This window comes from Candidatus Cloacimonas acidaminovorans str. Evry, from assembly GCF_000146065.2.
Taxonomy (GTDB): Bacteria; Cloacimonadota; Cloacimonadia; order Cloacimonadales; family Cloacimonadaceae; genus Cloacimonas; species Cloacimonas acidaminivorans.
Window position 1 is genome coordinate 1,146,165 of record NC_020449.1, and the last position, 23,638, is coordinate 1,169,802.

The 23,638-nt window shown below is 38.0% G+C and carries 20 protein-coding genes; 9 read left to right on the forward strand and 11 right to left on the reverse strand.

Features of this window, described 5'->3' with window-relative positions; translation table 11 throughout:
- Positions 1 to 10: 10 nt before the first annotated feature.
- Positions 11 to 1,468, reverse strand: coding sequence for a pyridoxal-phosphate dependent enzyme (locus CLOAM_RS04660; RefSeq protein ID WP_044278934.1), 1,458 nt, complete (start codon positions 1,466 to 1,468; stop codon positions 11 to 13).
- Positions 1,469 to 1,983: 515 nt separating this feature from the next.
- Between CLOAM_RS04660 and CLOAM_RS04665 the strand changes: the two genes are divergently transcribed.
- Together CLOAM_RS04665 and CLOAM_RS04670 are read left to right on the forward strand one after the other, a co-directional pair.
- Positions 1,984 to 5,775 carry a C25 family cysteine peptidase gene (locus CLOAM_RS04665; RefSeq protein ID WP_044278935.1) on the forward strand — a complete coding sequence of 1,264 codons (3,792 nt, stop codon included), beginning with the start codon at positions 1,984 to 1,986 and terminating at the stop codon, positions 5,773 to 5,775.
- Positions 5,776 to 5,887: 112 nt separating this feature from the next.
- Positions 5,888 to 9,574 carry a C25 family cysteine peptidase gene (locus CLOAM_RS04670; protein ID WP_015424715.1) on the forward strand — a complete coding sequence of 1,229 codons (3,687 nt, stop codon included), beginning with the start codon at positions 5,888 to 5,890 and terminating at the stop codon, positions 9,572 to 9,574.
- A gap of 282 nt (positions 9,575 to 9,856) precedes the next feature.
- On the opposite strand, the gene coaE is transcribed toward CLOAM_RS04670, so the two are convergent.
- The 7 genes from coaE to serC form a co-directional block, all read right to left on the reverse strand.
- Positions 9,857 to 10,501 carry a dephospho-CoA kinase gene (gene coaE / locus CLOAM_RS04675; RefSeq protein WP_015424716.1) on the reverse strand — a complete coding sequence of 215 codons (645 nt, stop codon included), beginning with the start codon at positions 10,499 to 10,501 and terminating at the stop codon, positions 9,857 to 9,859.
- Positions 10,488 to 11,234: a diadenylate cyclase CdaA gene (cdaA, locus tag CLOAM_RS04680; RefSeq protein ID WP_015424717.1), complete on the reverse strand. Its 747-nt coding sequence runs from the start codon at positions 11,232 to 11,234 to the stop codon at positions 10,488 to 10,490. The genes coaE and cdaA overlap by 14 nt, the downstream gene beginning before the upstream one ends.
- Positions 11,235 to 12,068 carry a dihydropteroate synthase gene (gene folP / locus CLOAM_RS04685; protein WP_044278936.1) on the reverse strand — a complete coding sequence of 278 codons (834 nt, stop codon included), beginning with the start codon at positions 12,066 to 12,068 and terminating at the stop codon, positions 11,235 to 11,237. It abuts the gene before it with no gap.
- Positions 12,061 to 12,783: a hypothetical protein gene (locus CLOAM_RS04690; protein ID WP_071818969.1), complete on the reverse strand. Its 723-nt coding sequence runs from the start codon at positions 12,781 to 12,783 to the stop codon at positions 12,061 to 12,063. The genes folP and CLOAM_RS04690 overlap by 8 nt, the downstream gene beginning before the upstream one ends.
- Positions 12,783 to 13,187: an ExbD/TolR family protein gene (locus CLOAM_RS04695; RefSeq protein ID WP_044278937.1), complete on the reverse strand. Its 405-nt coding sequence runs from the start codon at positions 13,185 to 13,187 to the stop codon at positions 12,783 to 12,785. Before CLOAM_RS04695 ends, CLOAM_RS04690 begins: the two co-directional genes overlap by 1 nt.
- Positions 13,184 to 13,810, reverse strand: coding sequence for a MotA/TolQ/ExbB proton channel family protein (locus tag CLOAM_RS04700; RefSeq protein ID WP_232502654.1), 627 nt, complete (start codon positions 13,808 to 13,810; stop codon positions 13,184 to 13,186). Before CLOAM_RS04700 ends, CLOAM_RS04695 begins: the two co-directional genes overlap by 4 nt.
- A 101-nt stretch (positions 13,811 to 13,911) precedes the next feature.
- Positions 13,912 to 14,997: a 3-phosphoserine/phosphohydroxythreonine transaminase gene (serC, locus tag CLOAM_RS04705; RefSeq protein ID WP_015424722.1), complete on the reverse strand. Its 1,086-nt coding sequence runs from the start codon at positions 14,995 to 14,997 to the stop codon at positions 13,912 to 13,914.
- A gap of 139 nt (positions 14,998 to 15,136) precedes the next feature.
- Between serC and CLOAM_RS04710 the strand changes: the two genes are divergently transcribed.
- Genes CLOAM_RS04710 through gltX form a run of 5 tightly spaced genes read left to right on the forward strand, consistent with a single transcriptional unit; the run spans position 15,137 to position 19,397 of the window.
- Positions 15,137 to 15,733 (forward strand): Maf family protein, encoded by a 597-nt coding sequence (locus CLOAM_RS04710; protein WP_157860007.1) that lies wholly within the window; start codon positions 15,137 to 15,139, stop codon positions 15,731 to 15,733.
- On the forward strand, positions 15,730 to 17,193 hold the full coding sequence (locus CLOAM_RS04715) for an amidohydrolase (protein WP_015424724.1): 1,464 nt from the start codon (positions 15,730 to 15,732) through the stop codon (positions 17,191 to 17,193). The genes CLOAM_RS04710 and CLOAM_RS04715 overlap by 4 nt, the downstream gene beginning before the upstream one ends.
- A complete protein-coding gene (locus CLOAM_RS04720; protein WP_015424725.1) occupies positions 17,180 to 17,761 on the forward strand; it encodes a hypothetical protein in 582 nt (193 codons plus the stop codon). The genes CLOAM_RS04715 and CLOAM_RS04720 overlap by 14 nt, the downstream gene beginning before the upstream one ends.
- Positions 17,758 to 17,970, forward strand: a complete 213-nt coding sequence (locus CLOAM_RS09665) for a hypothetical protein (RefSeq protein WP_015424726.1) — start codon at positions 17,758 to 17,760, stop codon at positions 17,968 to 17,970. The genes CLOAM_RS04720 and CLOAM_RS09665 overlap by 4 nt, the downstream gene beginning before the upstream one ends.
- Complete coding sequence (gene gltX, locus CLOAM_RS04730) at positions 17,967 to 19,397, forward strand: glutamate--tRNA ligase (RefSeq protein ID WP_044278940.1); 1,431 nt, start codon at positions 17,967 to 17,969, stop codon at positions 19,395 to 19,397. The genes CLOAM_RS09665 and gltX overlap by 4 nt, the downstream gene beginning before the upstream one ends.
- Before the next feature lie 132 nt (positions 19,398 to 19,529).
- On the opposite strand, the gene CLOAM_RS04735 is transcribed toward gltX, so the two are convergent.
- Genes CLOAM_RS04735 through CLOAM_RS10095 form a run of 3 tightly spaced genes read right to left on the reverse strand, consistent with a single transcriptional unit; the run spans position 19,530 to position 21,827 of the window.
- A complete protein-coding gene (locus CLOAM_RS04735; RefSeq protein ID WP_015424728.1) occupies positions 19,530 to 20,360 on the reverse strand; it encodes a M55 family metallopeptidase in 831 nt (276 codons plus the stop codon).
- Positions 20,357 to 21,274 carry a pseudouridine-5'-phosphate glycosidase gene (locus CLOAM_RS04740; protein ID WP_015424729.1) on the reverse strand — a complete coding sequence of 306 codons (918 nt, stop codon included), beginning with the start codon at positions 21,272 to 21,274 and terminating at the stop codon, positions 20,357 to 20,359. Before CLOAM_RS04740 ends, CLOAM_RS04735 begins: the two co-directional genes overlap by 4 nt.
- Before the next feature lie 55 nt (positions 21,275 to 21,329).
- Entirely contained in the window at positions 21,330 to 21,827 is a 498-nt protein-coding gene (locus CLOAM_RS10095) for a septal ring lytic transglycosylase RlpA family protein (protein WP_320408530.1), read from the reverse strand.
- 513 nt (positions 21,828 to 22,340) lie between these two features.
- On the opposite strand from CLOAM_RS10095, the gene CLOAM_RS04750 reads away from it, so the two are divergent.
- The gene (locus CLOAM_RS04750) at positions 22,341 to 22,544 is read left to right on the forward strand and encodes a 4Fe-4S dicluster domain-containing protein (RefSeq protein ID WP_044278941.1); all 204 of its coding nucleotides are present in this window, start codon (positions 22,341 to 22,343) and stop codon (positions 22,542 to 22,544) included.
- An 8-nt stretch (positions 22,545 to 22,552) separates the two neighbouring features.
- The gene (locus CLOAM_RS04755) at positions 22,553 to 23,632 is read left to right on the forward strand and encodes a 3-methyl-2-oxobutanoate dehydrogenase subunit VorB (RefSeq protein ID WP_015424732.1); all 1,080 of its coding nucleotides are present in this window, start codon (positions 22,553 to 22,555) and stop codon (positions 23,630 to 23,632) included.
- Positions 23,633 to 23,638 lie beyond the last annotated feature (6 nt).

A 23,638-nucleotide genomic window follows, 5' to 3' on the forward strand; every position in this document is an offset into this window, starting at 1 on the left:
GTCCTCAGCTTTATATCTTCTGTCCTAAGCTATTGAATTCCTCAATTGCTTTATCCAATTCCTCAAGATTGTTTTCAAATGTCTCAATCCAATATTCCGGTTCCCATTGCTGAAGGATTTCCTGATATGTTTTACCTTGTTGTTCTACCCAAGTATAGTATTTCAAATTATGAATCCGCTTTTTATCCCAATAGCTTAATTCCAGCAAATTATCATAACTTTGTGCCTGAAGAATTGATTCTCTGTCTAAAGCCGCTTGCAATTCAGTATATTCGCCTTTTAACGCTGTTTGTTCCTGTAAACGGGATTGATACATTTCGGCACTGTCCGTAAAAACCGTGACAATAACATCATCTTCATTGTATTCAAAATACTTTGCCATTTTGATAGAAGCCAGCAGATTGCAGATGGATGATATACCTAAAAGTTCCAGTTTTTCTGCCAATTCCGGTTTTATTCCATTTTTCTTTAAATAGTTTAATCCCGCCGGTTCATTGAATAAACGCAAAAGCCGCATACAATCCTCATCTCTGATAGCGCTTACAATATCCGTATTCCGGACATTATGAATCCAGGGAATATGCTTATCGCCGATTCCTTCAATCCGATGACCGCCAAAACCATTCATTAATAAAGTGGGACATTCCATAGCTTCCGAAGCGTTTATTTTCATTAGGGGAAAATGTTTTTTCAGAAAATCCCCGGCTGCAATTGTTCCTGCACTGCCTGTAGCACTAACAAATCCGCTTAAACGATTGCCCGGTTTTTGCATCATTGCAAAGACCTCAGCAATAGCATTACCGGTAATATGATAGTGCCAAAAAGAATTGCCAAATTCATCAAATTGGTTCAAAATAACATAACTTGGGTCTGAACGCAATTCTGCACATTTATCATAGATCTCTTTTACATTGGATTCACATCCGGGAGTGGCAAAAACCTCCGCTCCAATTTCCCGCAACCAATCAAAACGTTCTTTACTCATTTCTTCAGGTAAAATAGCAACTGCCGGGCAAGCTAAAAGAGCACAATCAAAAGCACCCCCTCTACAATAATTTCCTGTTGAAGGCCAAACGGCTTTATGAATTTCGGGATCAAAAGTTCCCGTTACCAAACGCGGAACCAAACATCCGTAAGCAGCTCCAACTTTATGAGCTCCTGTAGGAAAATATTTTCCTACCAAACCAATAATTCTGGCTTTAACTCCGGAAAGTTCTGAAGGTATTTCCAAAAAATTGGGCTTGCCAAAGAGTCCTGTTTTTATGTCATTTTTCCAAGTAATCCGAAAAAGATTCAAGGGATTGATATCCCAAAGTCCAACGGGTTGAAGTTTTTCTTTTATCGTTTCTGGGATGGTTTCCGGAAACATTTGTTGACGAATTGTAGGAAGAATTATTCCTCTTTCTTTACAACGCTTTGCATTTTTCCTAGCAATTACGGGGTCAAATTTCGTAATCAATTTGGGCATTTATATCTCCTTCTTTAGCAATCAATATAAATAACCAAAAATAAAAGAAGGGTTTTTTGTAAAGGAATTTAAGCCGAAACCAAATAACTTCTCCCAGCTCAAAAAATTTAATGCAGATGAAAATTGTGGACTACCGATTTTCTTTTTCCCCAATACAAATTTAACGGTTATTATAATTTCCTTTTACCTCTGCATCAATGCTAACATTCATATTCTTATGATGTTACAAAACATTTTTCAATTCTTCCTTAATAGCATTGCTTACCCATTGCTTACCTATTACTAATGGCATTAGCAATGAGTCCGTAATGCTTATGCAATGCTATTAAGCTAAATAAGTTAACTCATTTATTTATGTAAATGTTAGCGAATAATCAACAACTCGGATAAGATTTATTTTGGGGTTTCGTCCTCTAAAATTACAATATTTTACTGTTTTCGGCTTCATTCTTGCTTATATTATATGTAGAGGCAGTAAAATATATAAAGATAAGAATAATATAAAGGGAGAAGTAATGAAGAAGATTTCTTTCATACTCTTACTGGTTTTCACAACAGCTATCTTAGTAGCTGCCAGTGGAACCATAAAATTACAAGATAATCCGGCAAAAGTGCAATTGCTGGAAAAAAGCGATACGGGGCTTTCTATCGCTTATGCTGTAGATGAATTACAGTTTAGAGAAATTAATACCAAGGAAGGTATTTTTACTGAACTAAATGCCTTAAATTACACTACTACTAATGTTACTGGCTTACCAGCATTACCTTTAATGCGACAGCTGATTAGTGTTCCCTTAGGAGCAAATGTTACTGCCAATATTGTCAGCAGTAGTGCTAAGGTTATTAATTTGGATGAACAGGGTGTTTTATATCCTCTAATGCCGCGTCAGGAATCGGTTTCCAAGTCAGCGGACTTGGAGCAATTACCTTTTGAAGTAAACAGAGATTTCTATAATGCCAATATGTGGACTGATAACCCTTCCATTACTGTAACGGAAATCGGAATGATGCGCGGAACAAGAATTTTTGCTGTTGATTTTGTACCTATAAAATACAATCCTGTTCTCAAAAAGATAGAGGTAATTTATCAGGCGGAAGTTAAAGTTGCTTTTAGTGGGGCGAACTTTATTGCTACCAATGAACTTCAAGCAAAAACATATTCTCCCGCTTTTGAAGGTGTATTTGCACAAACACTTATCAATTATAATGCACCAAAGGTTTCTTTTCTCCGCTATCCGATTGGCTATGTAATCATTCTACCGGATAACTTTATTGCTCCGATGCAACCTTTTATTGACTGGAAAAAACAAGAAGGTTACAATGTAATTGTAGCGCCTACTTCTATAACCGGAACAACTACAACCAGCATAAAGGCATATATGCAAAATTTGTGGAATTCAGCTACATCCGAAAATCCCGCTCCTTCTTATCTTCTTATTGTAGGTGATGTTGCTCAGGTTCCTACCAATAATGGAAATGCAGGTTCACATCCCACTGATCTTACTTATGTTCGTTTACAGGGAACTGATTATATGCCGGAAATGTATTTTGGTAGATTTTCCGCAACTTCTGTAGCCGAAGTAACCAATCAGGTGAATAAAACCTTGATGTATGAACAATATACAATGCCCAGCGATGCCTATTTAAGCGAAGTAGTTATGATTGCTGGTGTTGATAGTTACTATTCCACTACCCATGCCAATGGCCAGATTAACTACGGAACTAATAATTATTTTAATCCTGCTCATAATATTACCAGCCACACTTATCTCTATCCTGCATCGGGAAGTTCGGCATCAGCAATTGTGCAAAATGCTTCCAATGGAATGGGCTATATAAATTACACTGCGCATGGTGATGTAACTGAATGGTATAATCCTAACTTTTCAATTAGTAATATCAACTCTTTGCAAAATACTAATAAATACAGTTATGTAGTGGGAAATTGCTGTTTAACTAGTAAATTTGACAACCCAATATGCTTTGCTGAAGCATGGTTACGTGCTACTAATAAAGGTGCTATAATTTATATCGGTGGAACTAACAGCACTTATTGGGATGAAGATTACTGGTGGGGAGTTGGATATAAGCCCCCTGTTGTAGGAACTGGCTCTCCTTTTGTAGCGGGTCGTACAGGAGCTTATGATGCTCTCTTTCATGATCATAATGAACCCTTTGCTGATTGGGCTGGAAATGCCGGAAGCAATGTTGTAATGGGAAATATGGCAGTTGTGCAATCCAATAGTAGCCGGATAAATTATTACTGGGAAATTTATTCCATTATGGGTGATCCTTCTTTAGTTCCTTATTTGGGAATTCCAGCTCAAAATGCCTATACTCCACCTGCTCAAATGTTTTTGGGTTTCAACAGTATGGATATTCAGACCGATCCTTACAGCTATGTAGCTCTTTCTATGAACAACGAATTGCATGGCGTTGGTTTAGCTGATGCCAGTGGTAATTTAACTTTGAATTATACTCCTTTTACTGAACCCGGAATAGCAAAACTGGTAATAACCCGTTCCTTGCGTAAACCCTTAATTGCCAATATAGAAATTATACCCAATGAGGGACCTTATGTAACTGTCGGACCTTTGGAATTAAATGATGGAAATAACAACATTGCTGAAGCCGGTGACAATATAAATATTTCCCTGCAATTCAATAATGTAGGAATTGAAACCGCTTCTAATCTCACTGCTACCCTCACTTGCGATAGCCCTTATATTTTGTTAAATAATGCCACAATCCAGCTTCCTGATATTGCTTCCGGCAACAGTATTAATCAAACAAATGCTTTCCAGATCAACATCCTGCCTGATGTTCCCGATCAGCATCTTGCAGGTTTCAATATTACTGTTAGCGATGGTGAAGATACCTGGGTAACTCAACGCAGTTTAACTATCAACGCTCCCAATGTAGTTTTTGGTAATCACACATTGTTTGATAGCAATAGCGATGGAATTTATCAGCCAGGTGAAACAGTTACAATATCCTTATCTATTTCCAATACCGGTCATATGAATGTTGATGGTGGTTCATTAGCTATTGTTTTAAGCAGTCCTTATGCTGCTTTGGATAATTACAATTTCATCATTCCGCCGCTTACAGCAGGCAATGGTATACCTATTGTTCTTCATTTGTTTATCAGTCAGGATTGTCCTAATGAAGAAGTTATTCCTATCGGATTTGCCATGAATGCGGGAATTCAACTATTGAATCATAGTATTATGATCCCTGTCGGTATTATTGGTGAAAGTTTTGAAAGCGGTGATTTTACTGCTTTCCCTTGGGTAAATAACAGCACAATTCCCTGGACTATTATTAGTGGCACTTCTAATGCCCATTTTGGTAATTATGCTGCCAAATCGGGTGCTATAGGAAATAATGGCAGTACTACTTTACAGATAACTATGGAAGTTCCTTCTGCGGGAAATATTTCGTTCTGGCGTAAAGTAAGTAGTGAAGCAAATTACGATTGGCTCAAATTCTATATTGACAATAATGAAACCGGTTCCTGGAGCGGTGAAATTGGTTGGTCGGAAGTAAGCTATCCTGTTACCGCTGGTAGCCATATTTTCAAGTGGACATATTCTAAAGATGTTGGATCAGTTTCAGGTAGTGACTGTGCCTGGTTGGATGATATCCGTTTCCCGGGAATGGGAGTTTTGGAAACGGCAATATTCTATACTACAACTACCCAAATTGACTTTACCGATGTTCTTCCCAATACAACAGTGAGCGTTGATTTTGCCTTGCGCAATTTGGGTAACATAGCAATGCAGGGAATTATTACCTGTCCCCCCAATTTTGAACTTAGTCAATACGGCAATGCTTTACCTGCTAATTATACCTACCAGATTGAAGCTGGGCAGACAGTGATCTACACTCTCAGTTATATTGCTGGAAATTCAGTGAGTGAACTTCAAACTAATATGCAAATTACGACTAATGATCCTCATCATCCGATGGTAATAATACCTGTTAATTTGACTCCTCTGGCCAATGATGATAATGTTAATATTCCTTATGTGACCGCACTGCATAAGAACTATCCTAATCCTTTCAACCCTGAAACAACCATTCATTACTCACTTAGCGAAGCAGGACCGGTTAAAATTGAGGTCTATAACATTAAGGGTCAATTAGTGCGCAATCTTGTAAATGAACGCAAGACCGCAGGCAATTATACTGTTATCTGGAACGGAAAAGATGAACAGGGTAAAAATGTTTCCAGTGGAATCTATTTTTACCGGATGCAAACCAAAAACTATTCTTCTACCCAAAAAATGATGTTAATGAAATAAATACCGTTTGAAGCAGGTATCCTTATTATCAGGATGCCTGCTTCACGGAAAAGAGAGTTCAAATAATGAATGATTATCTTTACATTTTAGTCAGCAACAAAGGAAGGAATCTATGAAAAAGACCTTATTCTTCGTAATTCTGCTGTTGAGTTTTATTGGCTTAACAGCTGAACAAATTGTTGTTAGTCAATATCCTGATGATATTCGTTTAACTAACAGCAATCCCAATAATATGGAACTGGAGTTTACTCTGGGTAGTTTTTATCGCGAACCCGTTAATATTGATGGAGAGCAGTGGTTTCATCTCTTTTTGAAAAAGGAAGGACTTACTCTGGAAGCAGGAATGCCTCAAGTTCCTGTTTTGGCAAGAAGTTTAATTATTCCTGCTACGGCAAAAATGCATCTGAATATTACCAATAGTGAATATGTGGAGCTTACTTTGCCGGTAGCTCCTTCCAAAGGAAATCTAACCCGTGATATTGATCCTGCCACTATTCCCTACACATTTGCCGATTTCTATCAGAGCGGGGAAAGTTATCCTGCAGAAATTGCTTACTTAACCGAACCTTTTATTTTGCGTGACTATCGCGGAATAACTGTTCGTTTTCAACCCTTTATATATTATCCTGCTACTCAAACCCTGAGGGTCTATACAAAACTGAATATTTCTGTTTATACTCAGGGAACTGATCTCACAAACGCTCTTTTAAGCCCGAAAACATCCTATAGCCGTTATTTTGAAAGCACTTATCAGAATATGTTCCTTAATTTTAGTGCTGCCAAATATCCTTCTCTGGATGAAGAAGGCAGGATTTTAGTTATTAAACACAGTATGTTTGATGCTACTATTCAGCCCTGGGTTGATTGGAAAAGACAACTTGGTTTTACTGTAGATGTTGTGGATGTTACTACAGCAGGGTCTACAGCCGCCAATATTAAAACTTACATACAAAATCAATATAATTTGAATGATGGCTTGATGTTTGTGCAACTGGTTGGTGATGCGCCTCAAATTCCCACTCTTACTTATTCCGGAGGAGGAAGTGATCCTTCCTATGCACTTTTGGCAGGGAATGATAATTATTATGATATCTTTGTGGGTCGTTTTTCTGCACAAACAGTAGCTGAACTGGAAACTCAAGTCACTCGCAGTATATATTATGAACGAGATATTGCTCCGGGTGCAACCTGGCTGGAAAAAGCAATTGGAATTGCCTCTGCAGAAGGTGGTGGCGGCCAAGGAGATATGGGTGAAAGTGATATTGCTCATATGAATAATATTCGAACAGATCTTCTTAATTATGGTTACACTACTGTTGATCAAATTTACGATCCAGGAGCTACAGCAGCTCAAGTGACTACTTCTGTAAATCAAGGAAGAGGATTTATTAATTATGTTGGTCATGGTGCAGATACTTATTGGGTAACTACAAATTTCAACAATAACAATGCTAATGCTCTGACCAATGATTATATGCTACCTTTTATTGTTTCGGTTGCTTGTGTGAATGGAAACTTTGTTAGCCAAACTTGTTTTGCAGAAGCATGGATGCGTTCTGTAAATGAAACAACAAATGCTCCTGCCGGAGCTATAGCTTTTTGGGGTTCTACAATTAATCAAAGTTGGGCTCCACCTATGCGCGCACAGGATGAAGTTACCGATCTTTTAGTGGGAAATTTTAAACATCGGATAGGTAGTTTGCTTTTCAATGGCGCTCATAAAATGCTTGAGGTTTATGGCTCTCAGGGTCTTGATGATGCTAGAACCTGGACGATTTTTGGGGATGCATCTTTAATGGTGAGGACCAAAAACCCTCAGGTTATTACTGCAACTTACAACCCTGTCCTGTTTTTAGGTATGAGCAGTTTTGCTGTCCAAACCATTCCCGGCGGTAGAATTACTTTAACTAATAACGGCATTATCTATGGTAAAGGAATTGCCGATGCTACAGGTAATTGTGTTATCAATCTGGATATTATTCCCGATCTGCCAATGGATATGACTTTAACTATTATTGCTTTTGATTATCAGACCTATATTCAAACCATACAGGTTTTACCCAGTAGCGGACCCTATTTAGTGGTAGAAGAAACTACTTTCAGCGATGTTAATGATAATATTTTTACTACAGGGGAAACCGTCTTTCTGGATATGAACCTTTCTAATATCGGTAGTGAAACTGCCACCAGTGTGAGTGTTACTCTTTCCACCAATGATTCTTATGTAACCCTGTTGAACCCAACTCTCACAATTGGAGATATTGCCAATGGAACTGTTAGCTCTGCAGGAACTTTTCAAATTCAGCTTTCCAACAGCATTCCCGATGAACATACGGTAAATTTACACATATTTATTGCTACCAGTGATGGAGAAACCTTTGAAAATAATTGCAACTTTATAGCGTATGCTCCAGCTATTAGCTGGGGTCCATTACAGATAAATGATAGTTTAGGTAATAACAACGGCCGCATTGATGCCGGTGAAAATGTAACTATTACCTTTAATGTAACTAATTCGGGGCACTGTGATGCTGCCGATATTTCCACTACTTTGATTGTAAATGGAGTATCCCATTTGATAACTCCTATTATTTCCACTATTGAAAATCTGCCTGTTAGCCAAACTGGTCAGATGATTTATAATGTAACTTTCAGTTCTCAAATTCCAATGGGAACTTCTGTTCAGCTTACAGCAATGACAATGTTTGGTGAATACTTAAGTATTCATACCTATACAATTGTAGTAGGAATAGTAATGGAGAACTTTGATTTTGGCTTCAGCAATTTCCCCTGGGTTTTTGAAGGAGGAAATTGGACTATTTCTCCAGATAGTTTTAATGGTTCTATGGCTGCCAAATCACCTTCCATTAATAACAACTCCAGCTCTTCTATAAGCATTACTTATCAATGCCCTCAAGCAGGAGAAATATCTTTCTGGAAAAAGGTCTCTTCTGAACCAAGTTGCGATTTCCTAAAATTCTACATCAATGGAATTTTAAAATTCCAGTGGAGCGGAACCGATGATTTCTGGAGTCAGGTTACTTATCCTGTTTCTCCTGGAACTAATGTCTTCAAATGGGAATATGTTAAGGACAACGGTTCCTATCAAGGTAGTGATTGTGCCTGGCTTGATGATATTATTTTCCCCAGCACAGGTGAACAAATTGGAATTCCTGTATTTGTAATTGATATGGAAGCTATAGATTTTGGGGAAGTTATAGTCAATACCATCGTTTCCCAAACTGTAACTATCTGCAATTGCGGAACTGCTTCAATGCTGGGAACTATTGCAACAGAATCTCCTTTCTCTTTAGGAGAACCAATTATGCCTGCTTATTATTTGGAATACATTATTCCGGTAGGTGAATCCTTTACTTTTAATGTGAATTTCCAGCCCCTACAAAACTCGGTATACACTGGAAACCTAATAATAAACTCTGATGATCCCAATGCCTTAGTAAATACTATTCCCTTATACGGAACAGGACAACCGGTTGCCAATGACGATCCTGTTGCTGTTTTAGTTACTTCTCTAAAAGGATGCTATCCTAATCCTTTTAATCCTACAACTACAATCAGTTTCAGTATAAAAGAAAAGACACCTGTGGAACTGATTATTTACAATATTTTAGGACAAAAAGTCCGAACTTTGGTTAACCAACCCTTAGAACCAGGAGAACATAGCGTTGTTTGGAACGGAACTGATAATAAGGGTCGTTCTGTAGCCAGCGGAATCTATTTCTATAGAATGAAAGCAGGAAATTATTCCGAGACCCAAAAAATGGTGCTGAAAAAATGAGGTCTTAAGGTCAAGAGATTGTATTATACTTAGATTGAAAAAACACTTTGTCATTCCTGTACAGGCAGGAAGCAAGGGAAATTTGAAAAAATGTGGAGACGGAGCTCGCTGTAGCTCCGCCTTTTTTTAAGGAAAAACATCATTGTTGTCGTTTTCCTTTTACCAATTTTAGTCAGGAGTCGTTACTGCTAAAATAAAATTTATGCTATACACTATTATGTTTGGCAGTGAGGACTCGTGACAGCTGTCTTCACACAGATGAGGAGGAACAGCGTCCTCCAGCTACATAAAAGGGCGGACTTTTTTATGTAGTAGATAAGGGATTTTTTCTATAAAGGATACTGCTGATTTTTGTAAACTAAGCAAATCACCATCATTTTCAATAACTAAATCTACCATAAAACGCTTTTCCGTATCCGGCATCTGGTGTAGCATTCTTTGTTGGGCTTTGGTTCTGTCTTCTCCTCTTTTTTCCAAACGCATAAGTCGTGTTTCCAGAGAAGCACTTATCAATATAATATAATCAAAGCAATCCTGTAAATTTGCCTCAAAAAGAAGAGGAACCTCAAAGCAGAGAGCTTCCTCATTACTTTGTTCCACTATCCTTTGAAAATCCTGTAATACAAGAGGATGTATTAAAGAATTTAAGTATTGGGTTTCCTGTTCACTGCTAAATACTACATCTGCTAAAATTTTACGATTAATTATACCTTTGCCATTATCTTCATTGGAAGGAGATAGAATAGCCGTAGAATAGCGTTTTATTAATGCTTCTTTGATTTCCGGGTCTTCCAAATGTTGATTGGCAACCACATCTGCAGAAATAACTTTCAAGCCATTAGCAGCCAGAAAATTGCAAAAAGCACTTTTGCCACTGCCGATATTTCCCGTTATACCTATAAGCAGAGGTTTTTTATTTTGTGACATCGGTTAAAATTTGTAGAAGTTCTTCAAAAGCAACATTGGTTTGTATTTTTCCCGCTTTGGCTACAGAAACCTGACCTGTTTGTTCGGAAACAATAATGGCAATAGCATCGCTTATTTCTGTTATTCCAATACCGGCAAGATGCCTAGTGCCAAATTTACGCACATATTCTGCCTTTTTAGATAGTGGCAAAACTACTTTAGCAGCCATAATGCGTTGGTCTCGAATAATAATAGCTCCATCATGCAACACACTTTTAGGATTGAAAATAGTAAGGATCAATCGCATAGACACAATAGCATCAATGGGTTCACCGCTATAAATATATTCATGCAGTTTCCTTTTATTTTCCAACACAATCAGAGCCCCTATTTTACGGAAACTCATTGAAGAAACAGCATCTATCAGAGGAGTATAAAGCGATGATTTTTCCTGTTTGCTAAAGACCTTGCTTAGTTCCCGGGGCAGGTTCAAGCGAGCTAAAATAGAACGCAATTCCGGTTGAAACAAAATAACGACAGCAATGAACCAATAATTGCGAATGGCACTTAAAAGTGAACCAACCATCTTCAAATTGAAGATAACGGCTAAAATATAGAGAACAACTACAAACAGCAGACCCCATAAAACCTGATAGCCACCTGATTTACGCACAATCAATAGTGCCTGGTAAATCAGAAAAGCAATAATAAGGATATCTACTATATCTTTAAAGCGAGGAATTAAAAATTCCATTTAGTCCCTTTGCGCTTTGGCAATAGCAGTTAAGACCTCAAAAAACTGCCTATGCAAAAGAACATCATGAACACGCAAAATGTCAATTTCTTCACAAGCAGAAACGAAAGCTGCTGCAAGGCATCCTCCTATGCGTTGTGCAGGCGACGAAGGTGAAATTTTGTCTATAAAGCTCTTTCTGCTAGCACCTACCACAAGCGGTAAGCCAAATTCCTTAAATGTTCTCAGATTGCCAAGAATAGTTAAATTATGTTCCAGGTTTTTGCCAAATCCAATACCGGGATCAAGCATTATGTTTTCCCTTAAAATCCCTTTGGCAAGACAAAAATCAATACGCTCTTGAAAGAAATCCTTTATTTCAACAAGCACATCCTGATAAACAGGATTTATTTGCATTGTGTGCGGAGTTCCCTGCATATGCATTAAAATAATTTTTACCTCAGGATTTGTTGATAAAAGCTCTGCCAAAGCTGGATCGGTTCTAAGAGCCGAAATATCATTGATAATAGAAGCGCCAAGCTCTATTGCTTTTTCAGCAACTGTTGCCTCCTGAGTATCAACTGAAAAAGTTACTTTAGGATATTTTTCTTTTAAAGAGCTTAGAATGGGGATTATTCTTTGTTCTTGTATCTCTGCAGGAACTGGTAAAGAACCAGGACGAGTTGATTCTGCTCCAATATCAATTATTTCTGCTCCTTCAGCAATCATTACCTCAGTATGTTTAATAGCTAATTCTCTGTCCAAGAATTGTGCTCCGTCCGAAAAAGAATCCTCAGTAACATTCAGAATACCCATTAAAACAGGTGTCCGTTCCGGAAAGCAATATTTATTCATTGATAACAAACCTGCAACGCAAACGATAAAGTTGTTTGGGATTATAAGTTCCTTTAAAACCAAACTTCCAGGAAGGCATCACTTTTCTCACTGCTTCGGCATAAGTTGCGCTGGTATAAGAAAGTATATTTACACTGCTCATATCTACTGTGCCTTTAGGAGTAAGCTTAAATTCCAGATAGACCTCACCCTCTTCAGTAGGATTTATTTGAGGTTTGGTTTGGCTGATTATATATGCTTCTCCTCCACCTTCTTCCAGGGAAGAAGAAAAGCCGAAATTACCGCCTGTTATGGTTCCGGGTACTTCTTTCAAGGCATTGGAATTTCTATTATGAGGAAAGCTGGAAGGAATTGTTGTTTTAGCATTATCCTGAGGTAACACATTTAACGGCATAGCAATAGCAGGTTCACTATCACCTATACTTACAGGATTTCCATTAACGGCATTTATTTCTTTTTTTCCGGAAATTCCTGCCGGTTTAGTTATTCCTTCAGTTCCGGGAATATTGTTACCCATAGTTATTTCTTCCAGTTTATTAGCCGTATGCGTTTCAATCACGGTAGTCCTATCTAAGGGTTCCCATTCAAAAGTATACCATTTTTCCGGAACATAAGGTTGGATAACATAGAAGGCAAAAAGAATAAACAACAACAGGTGAAATGCTACAGAGATGAAATAGCCGTTGAAAAGTTTGGAAAATTGAAAACGGCGCACTATTTTTTCTCCAGAACGGTTGTGGCAACAAAGATTCTTTCATAGCCGGAATTACGGACAATATCCATTAAATTTATTAGTTTTTGCACCGGAACTTGTTTTTCAACAGCAATGCGCACAACTTGCTCAGGATTTTGGTACTTTTGCTGAAGGACTGTTTCCAGTTCTTTAATTTCTATGGGCTTATCCATAAAATACAGGCGTCCGTCATTATAATATGTAATTAACAGAGTTTGATAACTTTGCCTGACAGCAGTAGAAGAACCAGGAAGCTTAATCGGCAAGCCCGTTTGGCTTACGAAGTTTGAAGCAATCAGTAAAAACAGCAAGAGAAGGAAGATAACATCGGTCATTGAAATAAGCATTGTTGTAGAAATTCGCTGTTTGGAAACACGCAGTTTCATAGTTTACCTTGTTTTAACTTCTTATATTTAATGATATATTCCACTGCATTTTCTTGCATATCTTTCACGATATTTTCCAATTTTTGCACCAGATCGTTGTAAAAAATGATTGTCGCAATACCTACAATTAAACCCCCTACAGTAGTTAATAAAGCAACCCAGATTCCACCTGCCAGCATAGAAATATCAACTCCGCTTTGACTGGCTGCCTGAATTTTCATAAAAACATTCACCATCCCTATAACAGTGCCCAAAAATCCAATCAAAGGCGCAATTGCCGCAAAAGTGGAAAGCCAACCCAGCCCTTTTTCCAAACGATGCAATTCCAAATTTGCCGTGGCTTCCATACTCTGGTTAATTAAATCCAAATCGTCGCTTTCGTTGTTGAATAGTTTATCCAGCATCAGTCCCATAGGACATTCACTCTTATGCATATTTATAAGAGCGCGGATATTTTCCAGTTTATCCTGCGATTTAAGAGACAGCTGAAGTTTATTGTTAGATAGGCGTACTTTTCTGAATTGACGGTATTTTTCAATTATGATGCCGATGCTGATTACGGAAATAACCGTAAGCACATACATCAGGAATCCACCTTTCACGATTAAATCTAAGATAGACATTTAACCTCGCGTATTATTTTTTCTCTTATAACCTTAACTGCTGTAGCATCCATAAGGATACTACAGCAGTTTTTAATAGTCAGGGTCTTTTCAAGTATGAATTATCCATTCTGTTTTTGGAAATTTTTCATAAATTCAGCCAAATCGTAAGCAGCATTAAGAGGAAGCGCATTATAACAGGAAGCTCGGCATCCACCTACATCACGATGACCTTTCAGACCAATCATTCCATTCTTTTTAGCTTCGCTAATAAAAAGATTTTCCAGTTCTTCGCTGGGAAGGCGGAAAGTGATATTCATCAAAGAACGGTCTTCCGGCACAACAGTTCCTCTATAGAAACCATTGGAGGCATCAATAACATCGTAAATGTATTTTGCCTTAGCTTTGTTATTTTCTTCAATTTTGGCAAGTCCACCATAGTTCTCAATCCATTTTAAAACTAAACCAATCATATAGATAGTGAAACAGGGAGGGGTATTATACAAACTGCCGTTTTTAGAATGTAACTGATAGTCCAGCATTGATGGCAGATTTGTAGCTCCTGTAGCCAAAAAGTCCTTCTTCACCAAAATAACAGCACAGCCGGCAGGACCAATATTTTTCTGTGCTCCGGCATAAATAAAGCTGTATTTGTTGATATCAATTGGTTTGCTCATAAAATTGGAGCTCATATCTGCAATCAAAGGAACATCTTTCGGAACATCAGGGTCTATTTTCCATTCAGTGCCATAAATCGTATTGTTTGTAGTAATGTGAAGATAGGCAGGATTATCGGAAAGCTGATAGGTTTTGGGAATGTAACTGAAACTTTTATCTTCCGAACTGGCAGCAATATGCACTGGTTTACCCAATTTTTTAACTTCCGCCATTGCTTTTTTGCTCCACACACCGGTATGAATGAAGTTTGCAATTTTACCTTCCGGCAGAAAGTTCATTGGAATCATCACGAATTGCAAACTTGCACCTCCATGCAGAAAAAGCACATCCCAGTCATCACCAAGACCATAAATTCGTTTTGCAGCATCTCTGGCTTCATTGATAATGGCTTCATACTCTTTACTGCGATGGCTCATTTCCATAACGGAAAGTCCCATCCCTTTGTAATTAACAAGATCTGCCTGTGCTTCTCTAAGCACTTCTTCAGGCAGAACTGCAGGACCAGCGTTAAAGTTATGTACGCGTTCCATTTGTATCCTCCTGGATATATATTTTCAATTTAAAACAAGTTTTTCTAATACCACCCTTTTAGGCAAGACATTTTTTTTGTAAATAGAGAAATGTATTGACTTAAAACCGCTTTTTTATTCTCTGTGACAAAGGTTTAATATGATGATACACGAATTGTTACGCCATAAAAAAGTAATCCTTGCCTCTGTTTCACCAAGGAGAAAGGAACTTTTTTCGCTTTTGGGAATTTCCTTTGAAGCCATTCCCGCAAAAATTGAAGAACCCATTAATAGTGAAGCACCGCAAACTCAGACAATGCAAAATGCTCTACGAAAAGCTCAACTTGTTAAGGATAAAGTAGATAAAGATGCCTTAGTTGTTTCTGCCGATACTATAGTAGTTTTGGATAATCACATTTTAGGCAAGCCCGCAGATACTGAAGAAGCAGGAAACTATTTAAGATTACTTTCGGGACGCACACATAGTGTTTTTACCGGTATCTGTGTTTACTATAATGAAATTGCTAACATTAATTATGAGCAGACATTTGTGACTTTTGCAGAGCTGTCGGAAACCGAAATTGATTCTTATTTGGCAACGGGAGAACCTTTAGATAAAGCAGGTGCTTATGGAATTCAGGGTTTTGGTGCACAATTTGTAACAAAAGTGGAAGGATGCTATTTCAATGTTATGGGCTTTCCCATCCGCTTATTTTATGAAATGCTGAAAACAATCTTAGTTGAGGAAGAACAGTGAAAATATTAGCTAATCTCTATCTCTGGCTGAATGGTAAATTTACAGAAGAAACCCATTCCTTATTAGTAGACAAGGGAATAATTATTGAACATCTACCCTATCCTGTTCCGGAACAGTATAAAAATATTTTTCAACAGGATTTTAACGGTGCTTATGCTTATCCCGGTTTTATTGATACTCACACTCACAGCTTTGAAGGTGGTTTATATTGCTCAGGTGTAGATTTATCTAAAGTTAAAAACATTGCTGAGGTTCTGGAATTGCTCTCTGCTGAAAATGCCAAAAAGACAAAAGAGGAAATTATTTTTGCCTGGCAAATGGATGAAACCTTATTGCAGGAAAAGCGTTTTCCCACAGTTCAAGAACTGGATTCGGCTGTTCCCGATAAAGCATTACTCTTAAGAAGAATTGATGGTCATTCCTGTATGCTCAATTCTTTTGCGCGTAAGCAGATTAAAGAGTTAAATACAAAAAATGAAGTTTTAAAGGGAGCAGAAAACGATCGGGCAGTCCGCCATTTTCATAGTTGCTTAACGGATGAGGAGATTATAGAAGCTTATCAGGTATCCGCAAAAATTGGCTTGCAGGGTGGCTTTACTTCTTTGCATACGATGATTGGTGACGCTCATAACAGCATTACTCACTATGAGCTTATCAGAGATAATCTGGATAAATTCCCTCTGCGTTTTATCCTCTATCCTCAATCCTTTAATATTAGTGCAGCTTTGGATGCAGGAGCCAAAAGAATCGGAGGTTGTATTTTAGCTGATGGCTCCATCGGTTCTGAAACTGCAGCTATTTCTGAACCCTATTTAAACGGTAATTCCAGAGGAATTCTCTATCAGAGTGACGAATTCTGGCAAAAATTTATTAGCGAAGCAAGTAAACATCATCTGCAGGTAGCAGTTCACTGTATCGGAGATAGAGCTATTCGGCAGATCAATAATGTTTATAAAAATATCTCTGCTACTGAAGAATTACGCTGTGAGCTAATTCATTGTGAACTAACGGATGATGAATTAATTGGGGAAATTGCTGTTTCTAAAGCAGTGCCTGTTATGCAACCCAATTTTGACCTTTTATGGGGTGGAGAAAATGGTTTTTATGCCCAAAAATTAGGCATCAAGCGTAGTCAAATAATGAATCGCTTTGCCACAATACTCCAAGCTGGAATTACTATTACCGGAGGTTCCGATTGGTATGTAACCCCGTTAAATGCAATGCAGTCAATAAATGCAGCAATCAATCATCATAATCCGCAGGAGCGTTTAAGTCTTACTCAGGCAATTGATATTTACACCAAAAATGCTGCCTGGCTGAACTTTGAAGAAAACATTACCGGACAAATTAAAACTGGCTTTCAAGCTGATTTATCTATTTATTCCCTTCCGCTGGAAACTGAAACATCTCAATTGCGTTATGTTATTAGAGAAGGAGAAATAGAATATGCGGAAAGATAATACCAACCTGAAAGTTATAGATATTAAACAGGTTATTTCTCTGGAACTAAATCAACATCCGGAACTAAAACTAATTGATATCTATAAACTTGTCTTTCAAGCATATTTGGGTCCTGCGCATTTGCTTGCCGACACTAATGACTCAGCTAAAAAAATTATGACAGAAATACTCTTGCATCCCGAACCTTATAAGCCATTAAAACAGGACATCGGTTCCCAACATGGTTTTTTCCGTTTAAGTTTAGATTTTCTGGTCCCTGTTTTACAGCTGAAAAAAGAAAAAGCAATCAGCGAACTTTATCGTAAAAGCTTCCTTTTAGCAGAACTTATGCAAGAATCCGTTTTGGATTTTACTTATAATTTGGATATAACTAAGCTCTGGAAAGAAACTATTCCTGTTATTCAACAGCTGATAGTATTTGATCTTAACGAATGGCAGCAAGTTAATACCATTGCTGAAAGCAAAGCTATTCCAAGACATTCACAGCAATACAAAACTCTTTATAACCCCAAATACCGAGTGCTGAAATATCAATTTTATGATGATATAGAGAAATTACTGCAATGAATTTTAGTGAATATAGCGCTATTACTGAAAAGAATAACGAATTACATAGTTATAGTTTGCATAATCTTTTTGTCATTCCTGTGCAGACAGGAATCCAAACAATTATTTATACAAAGAGCATTGCCAATATGAATATTATGGCAGTTAACTTTTTTCGCAATTGCAACTCGCAATTTGCCATCCCAAAATCAGGAGTAAATATATTATGAACAAGATTCGTGTGCGTTTTGCTCCCAGTCCAACCGGTTTTTTGCATATTGGAGGTTTGAGGACTGCACTATACAACTATCTTTTTGCCCGTAAAGAACAGGGAACATTTATTCTGCGCATTGAAGATACAGACCAAAGCAGAATAGTTCCCGGAGCCATAGAAAATCTTATTACTTCTTTGCATAATTTAGGGTTGGATTTTGATGAGGGACCCGGTAAAGAGGGAGATTTCGGACCCTACATTCAGTCCCAACGCTTAAATTTATACCAAGAACAAGCACAACGCCTATTAGAAAAGGGTTTTGCCTACCCCTGTTTTTGCTCTTCTGAAACATTAACAAATATGCGCAAAGAACAACAGGAAAAAGGTGAATTTGTTAAATATGACCGTCGTTGTTTAGCGTTAAGTCAATCCGAAATAAGGCAAAAGATGGCAAATGGAGAAAAATATGTAATCCGCTTAAAAATGCCTGATAAGCACAAATTTCGTTTTTATGACCTGATTCGGGGAGAAGTGGAAATGGATTCCAGTCAATCCGATGACCAGGTTTTACTGAAAAGTGACGGTTTTCCTACTTATCATCTCGCCGCAGTTGTAGATGACCATTTTATGCAAATTTCTCATATAATTCGGGGTGAAGAATGGCTTTCCAGCACTCCCAAACATATTTATCTTTATGAATGCTTAGGGTGGGAACCTCCAAAATGGGTACATTTACCTTTAATACTTAATCCTGATCGCACTAAGTTAAGCAAAAGGATGAATGATGTTTCCGTAGATAGCTATTTATTAAAGGGATACTTAAAAGAAGCCATAATCAATTTTGTTGCCTTGCTGGGTTGGCATTCTGCCGATGAACGCGAACTTTTTACCCTTGATGAACTTTGTGAGGTCTTTTCTTTGGAACGGGTTAATAAGGCAAATGCTATTTTTGATTTAGCTAAACTGGATTGGATGAATGGACAGTATTTGCGCCTTCTGCCTTTGGAAGAAATTGCCTGGCGTTGTAGACATCTTTTTTTAGAAAAGGGTTATGATATCAGCGACACAAAAAAATACCATCTATCCATAGCCGTTGCCAGGGAACGATGCACTTTGCTTAATGAAATTGTGGATTACTGTAAGATGTTTTATCAACCGGAGACATTAACTGAGGAAGAAGAAAAAATACTCTCAGCTCCTGAAGCACAGAAGGTTCTTGCCTGGTTTGTCCAAAAATTACCTACTATAACTAATTGGGAAGTAGATACAATTCAAGAAGTTATCAATAACGGTATCTCCGAATTGGGAATTAAGGGTAAGGCATTTTATCTGCCTTTGCGTTTGGCTTTAATTGGTAAAATACACGGACCGGAATTGCATTCTACATTTGCCATTATTGGTTTGGAAGAATCTGTTAAGCGATTAAAACGCTATCTTCTATAAGTGAAGAGTGAAGGGTAAAAGTTGAAAAGTGAAAGCTAAAGCAGTTATTTTTTCACAGTGAGAACTTCCGTTCCGGAATAAAGCTCATTTTTTTAACTCTCACTGTCACTTTTCATTTTTCATTCTTTATTCTTACAAAGTAGCTCCATAAGCAAGTGTTACCAGAGCCATTATTGTTTCAAAAATAACCCCGTAATCGTCATCCACATATTCTATAGTCCTTCCATCAAGGCGTTTTGTATGAGGCATTAAAGCAGCGCAATCGGTCATAGAAGTAGAGTGGAATTCAATCTTCAGGCGGATTGGGCTGGAAAAAGTATAGAGGGGAATATCTTTTTGGGCTAAAGATGTCTGAACGGCTTTTACTAAGTCCTCTTTCACGATTATAGAAGAATAATTTTTAGCGGCAAATTTGGCTACTGCTTCTTTTGTTCTGACAAAATGAACCCAGGGCATAGTAACGGCAATTTGTTCTTCCAATGCCTTATCTCCGCTAATTAAAGCAACCGGAACACCTTTATAACCAGCATAAGCGGAATTTATAATTGCCTCGTTCATTGGTATATCATTTATCCAGATTCTAAATATTTTACTGTTGGAATAGGTGTGATCCATATTGCCTTTCCAGGTTCCTGTGCCGGAATGATAACCCAGTAAAAACACCATAGCGTAATCACTATCTAAGGCAGGCATCATATATTGGGGTCGGGGTCCGCCTGAAATAAGCGAAATTCTTTTATCCAAAGCGGTTATTTCGTAGCTTAAATTATCTCCTCCGGCGTGAGAATCGGCAATAGTTATTTCTTCAATAAATTCCTTGAATCCGCTGTATAAAATTGCATTCAGGCAGTCCGTTATATGTGTCTGATAATTTTTTAGGACTTCAGGGCGGTTGGTTTTTTCCTGTTCCCAGTTAAAAGTTCCTGGGATTCCTTCCATATCGGTAGAAATGTAAATTTTCATTGTAGCTCCTTAGCGATTTGTGCGCCGATTATTACATTGTTTTTTAGCAGAGCAAGGTTGCTTTGAACTGATTGCCCTTTTGTTTTTTCCGCCAAAGTTGCCAGCAGAAAAGGAGTTAGTTCCTTACCTGCAATATTTTTTGTTTTTGCTTCAGCAATTGCCGCTGATATATATTTTTCTATTTCCGCAAAAGGAATTTCATCTTTTTCCGGCACCGGATTTGCCACCAGAATTCCTGTAGGATGCGGATACAATTCTCGCATCGTTTGATAGATATTTACAACATCTTTAGCGCTTTCCAGTTTTTCTATCTTTTTCCCGCTTGTTCTTGCATAGAAAGCAGGAAATTCATCGGTTTTCCATCCTAAAACAGGAACGCTATAACTTTCCAGAACTTCCAGAGTGGCAGGAATATCCAAAATGGCTTTACACCCGGCAGAAACAACAATCACCGGAATTTCTGCAAGAGCTTTCAGGTCTGAAGAAATGTCCAATGTTTCGTTCCAGAATTTATGCACTCCGCCGATTCCACCTGTAGCAAAAACCTTTATTCCGGCTTTATTGGCTATCAGCATTGTGGCAGAAACGGTTGTCCCACCGCTTTTTTTCCGAGATACAGCATAAGGAATATCCCGTAAATTAAATTTACCCACCTCTTCCCCGCTTTCCAGTTTGCATTGGAGAATTTCTTTTTCTGCTTCTGTCATTCCAATATGAATTTTCCCGTCCAAAACAATTATTGTAGCTGGCTCAACATCAAGCTCCTGACAGAGTTCTTCCAATGTTTTTAATATATCCAGATTTTTAGGATAGGGCAAGCCATGAGTAAGCACAGTTGATTCCATTGCCAGAATTGGTTTTCGCTTATCAAATGCCCGTTTTATACGCGGAGATATATGTAAAATAAGTTGCATCTTAAGTTACCTGCCCTTTTCCCTGACAGGTTGAAAATAAGAATTAATAATGTTTTTAATTTTTTGCCAGCAGAGTGTCTGTATAAACCTGCTCTAAAATTTCCACCTGAACAGGAATAACCCCCGCAGAAAGCATCCCTATTTCTTTGGCGGCAGCATACGAAAGGTCTATATCTCTACCACGATTGAAGGGACCTCTATCGTTTACACGCACGATAACGGATTTGCTGTTTCGGGGATTGGTAATTTTTAAAAGGGTTTGAAAGGGGAGGGTTTTGTGGGCACAGGTTAAGGCATCGCGGTTATATCTTTCGCCACTTGCCGTTTTTCTGCCCTGAAATCGTTTAGAATAATAAGTAGCGACCATCGTTTCACCTGGAGGATCTCCCGGTGGTTCCTGGGTCTGCAAAGAGTCAATCACAACCACACTTTGGTCTGCAATAAACTCTTCCCCGCTTAAGCTTACCATAGTTTGAGCAATTACCGGCGCAATAAACATTACCTGAATCCCAATTAGGCAAGCCAAAAATTTCTTTTTGTGTTTCTTCATCATTTTCCTTAGCTCATGTGATGGGAGGGATAATTTTTAGAGCCGGGCATATTGTCAAGGAAAAATTTTCGCTATAGGGATAATCCATCTATATTACAATATGTTATACAAATTGCTACTTATTCCATTCTATTTCCCGTAACGACCAGGTAACAACCAAGTAACAATTCCGTAACGAGACAACGGAAGTGTTACGGAAGTGTTACGGAGTTGTTACTTAATCAACTATGCTCCAAACAATTACAGCTCTCAAACCTAATCAGGCAAATTCGTTTCCCGCAGATTTCGCATATTTTACCCTAATTAAGCAGATTTGATTTTTTTATGCCGTAATGAGTCATATTACGCTGTAAAAAAAATCGTAAAGAACAAGGTTGACAAAGCGCAAATGACTCCTGAATTAGAACGACAAGGATGTCGTTCCCTCGGTTTTATAAAGAAATAATTTGACAGAATAAGGCAAAAAAATGGTTTATCACAGAAAGGAAAAATATAAAAAAAAGAGAGGTGTTTGTTATGCCTAAAATGACTGTTGACCCCAATTATTGCAAAGGTTGTGGCTTGTGTATTATTGCTTGTCCGAGAAAGATTATTCGTTTATCGGAAAACATTAATGCCAAGGGCTACAACTATGCAGAGTGTATTGAGCAGGAAAAGTGTACTGCCTGCAAAATGTGTTATATAACCTGTCCTGATGTAGCAATAACAATTGAGAAGTGAGGTTATGAATGTCTAAAATTTTAATGAAAGGAAATGAGGCAATTGCAGAAGCCGCAATTCGTAGTGGTTGTCGCTTGTATTTTGCCTATCCCATCACCCCCCAAAGCGAATTAATTGAATATATGGCGAAAATGATGCCTAAGGTAAATGGCACTTTTATTCAAGCGGAAAGCGAAGTTGCTGCCATAAATATGGTTTATGGAGCTGCTGGAAGCGGAAAAAGAGTGATGACATCTTCTTCCTCTCCGGGTATTTCGTTAAAAATGGAAGGTCTATCTTATATTGCGGGAGCGGAACTTCCCTGTGTAGTTGTTAATGTTCAACGCGGAGGTCCCGGTTTAGGAGATATCCAACCTGCACAAGGTGATTATTTTCAAGCAACCAAAGGCGGAGGTCATGGCGATTATCGTTTAATCGTTTTAGCTCCGAGTTCGGTTCAGGAATTTGCAGATATGGCAAGCGAGGCATTTGATCTGGCAGATAAATATCGCAATCCTGTTATGATTCTTGCCGATGGAATGCTGGGACAAATGATGGAACCCGTTGAGTTTAAACCTGCAAAAACAGATGCAGAATTACAAGAACTTGCCAATCAACATCTTTCCTGGTGTATTTGTCCCAATGAAGATGGAGATAAAAAACACCATCATGAAATAAATTCTCTGGAACTTGACCCCCTGGTTTTGGAACAGCATGTTTTGGGTTTATATAAAAAATATGCGGAAATCCAAAAGAATGAAATTCGCTATGAAACCTATAATATTTCAGATGAAAATGAAGTTTTATGCGTTGCCTGGGGAACTGCCAGCCGAGTTGTAAAGTCGGCTATCAATGAAGTTCTAAAAGAAGGAAAAAGCGTTGGCTTAATTCGTCCCATTCGTGTATGGCCCTACCCTTATGAAGCAATCAAACAAGCAATTGGTAAAAATGTGAAAAAGGTCTATGTTTTTGAACTCAATTCAGGACAAATGGTAGAAGATGTAAAAATTGCAGTAGAAGGAAAGGTTCCGGTTGATTTTTGGGGAAAAGTGGGAGGAGTTGTTTTCACCCCTGCTGAAATCAAAGAAAAACTGGAAGAATGTTTTTAAAGGAAG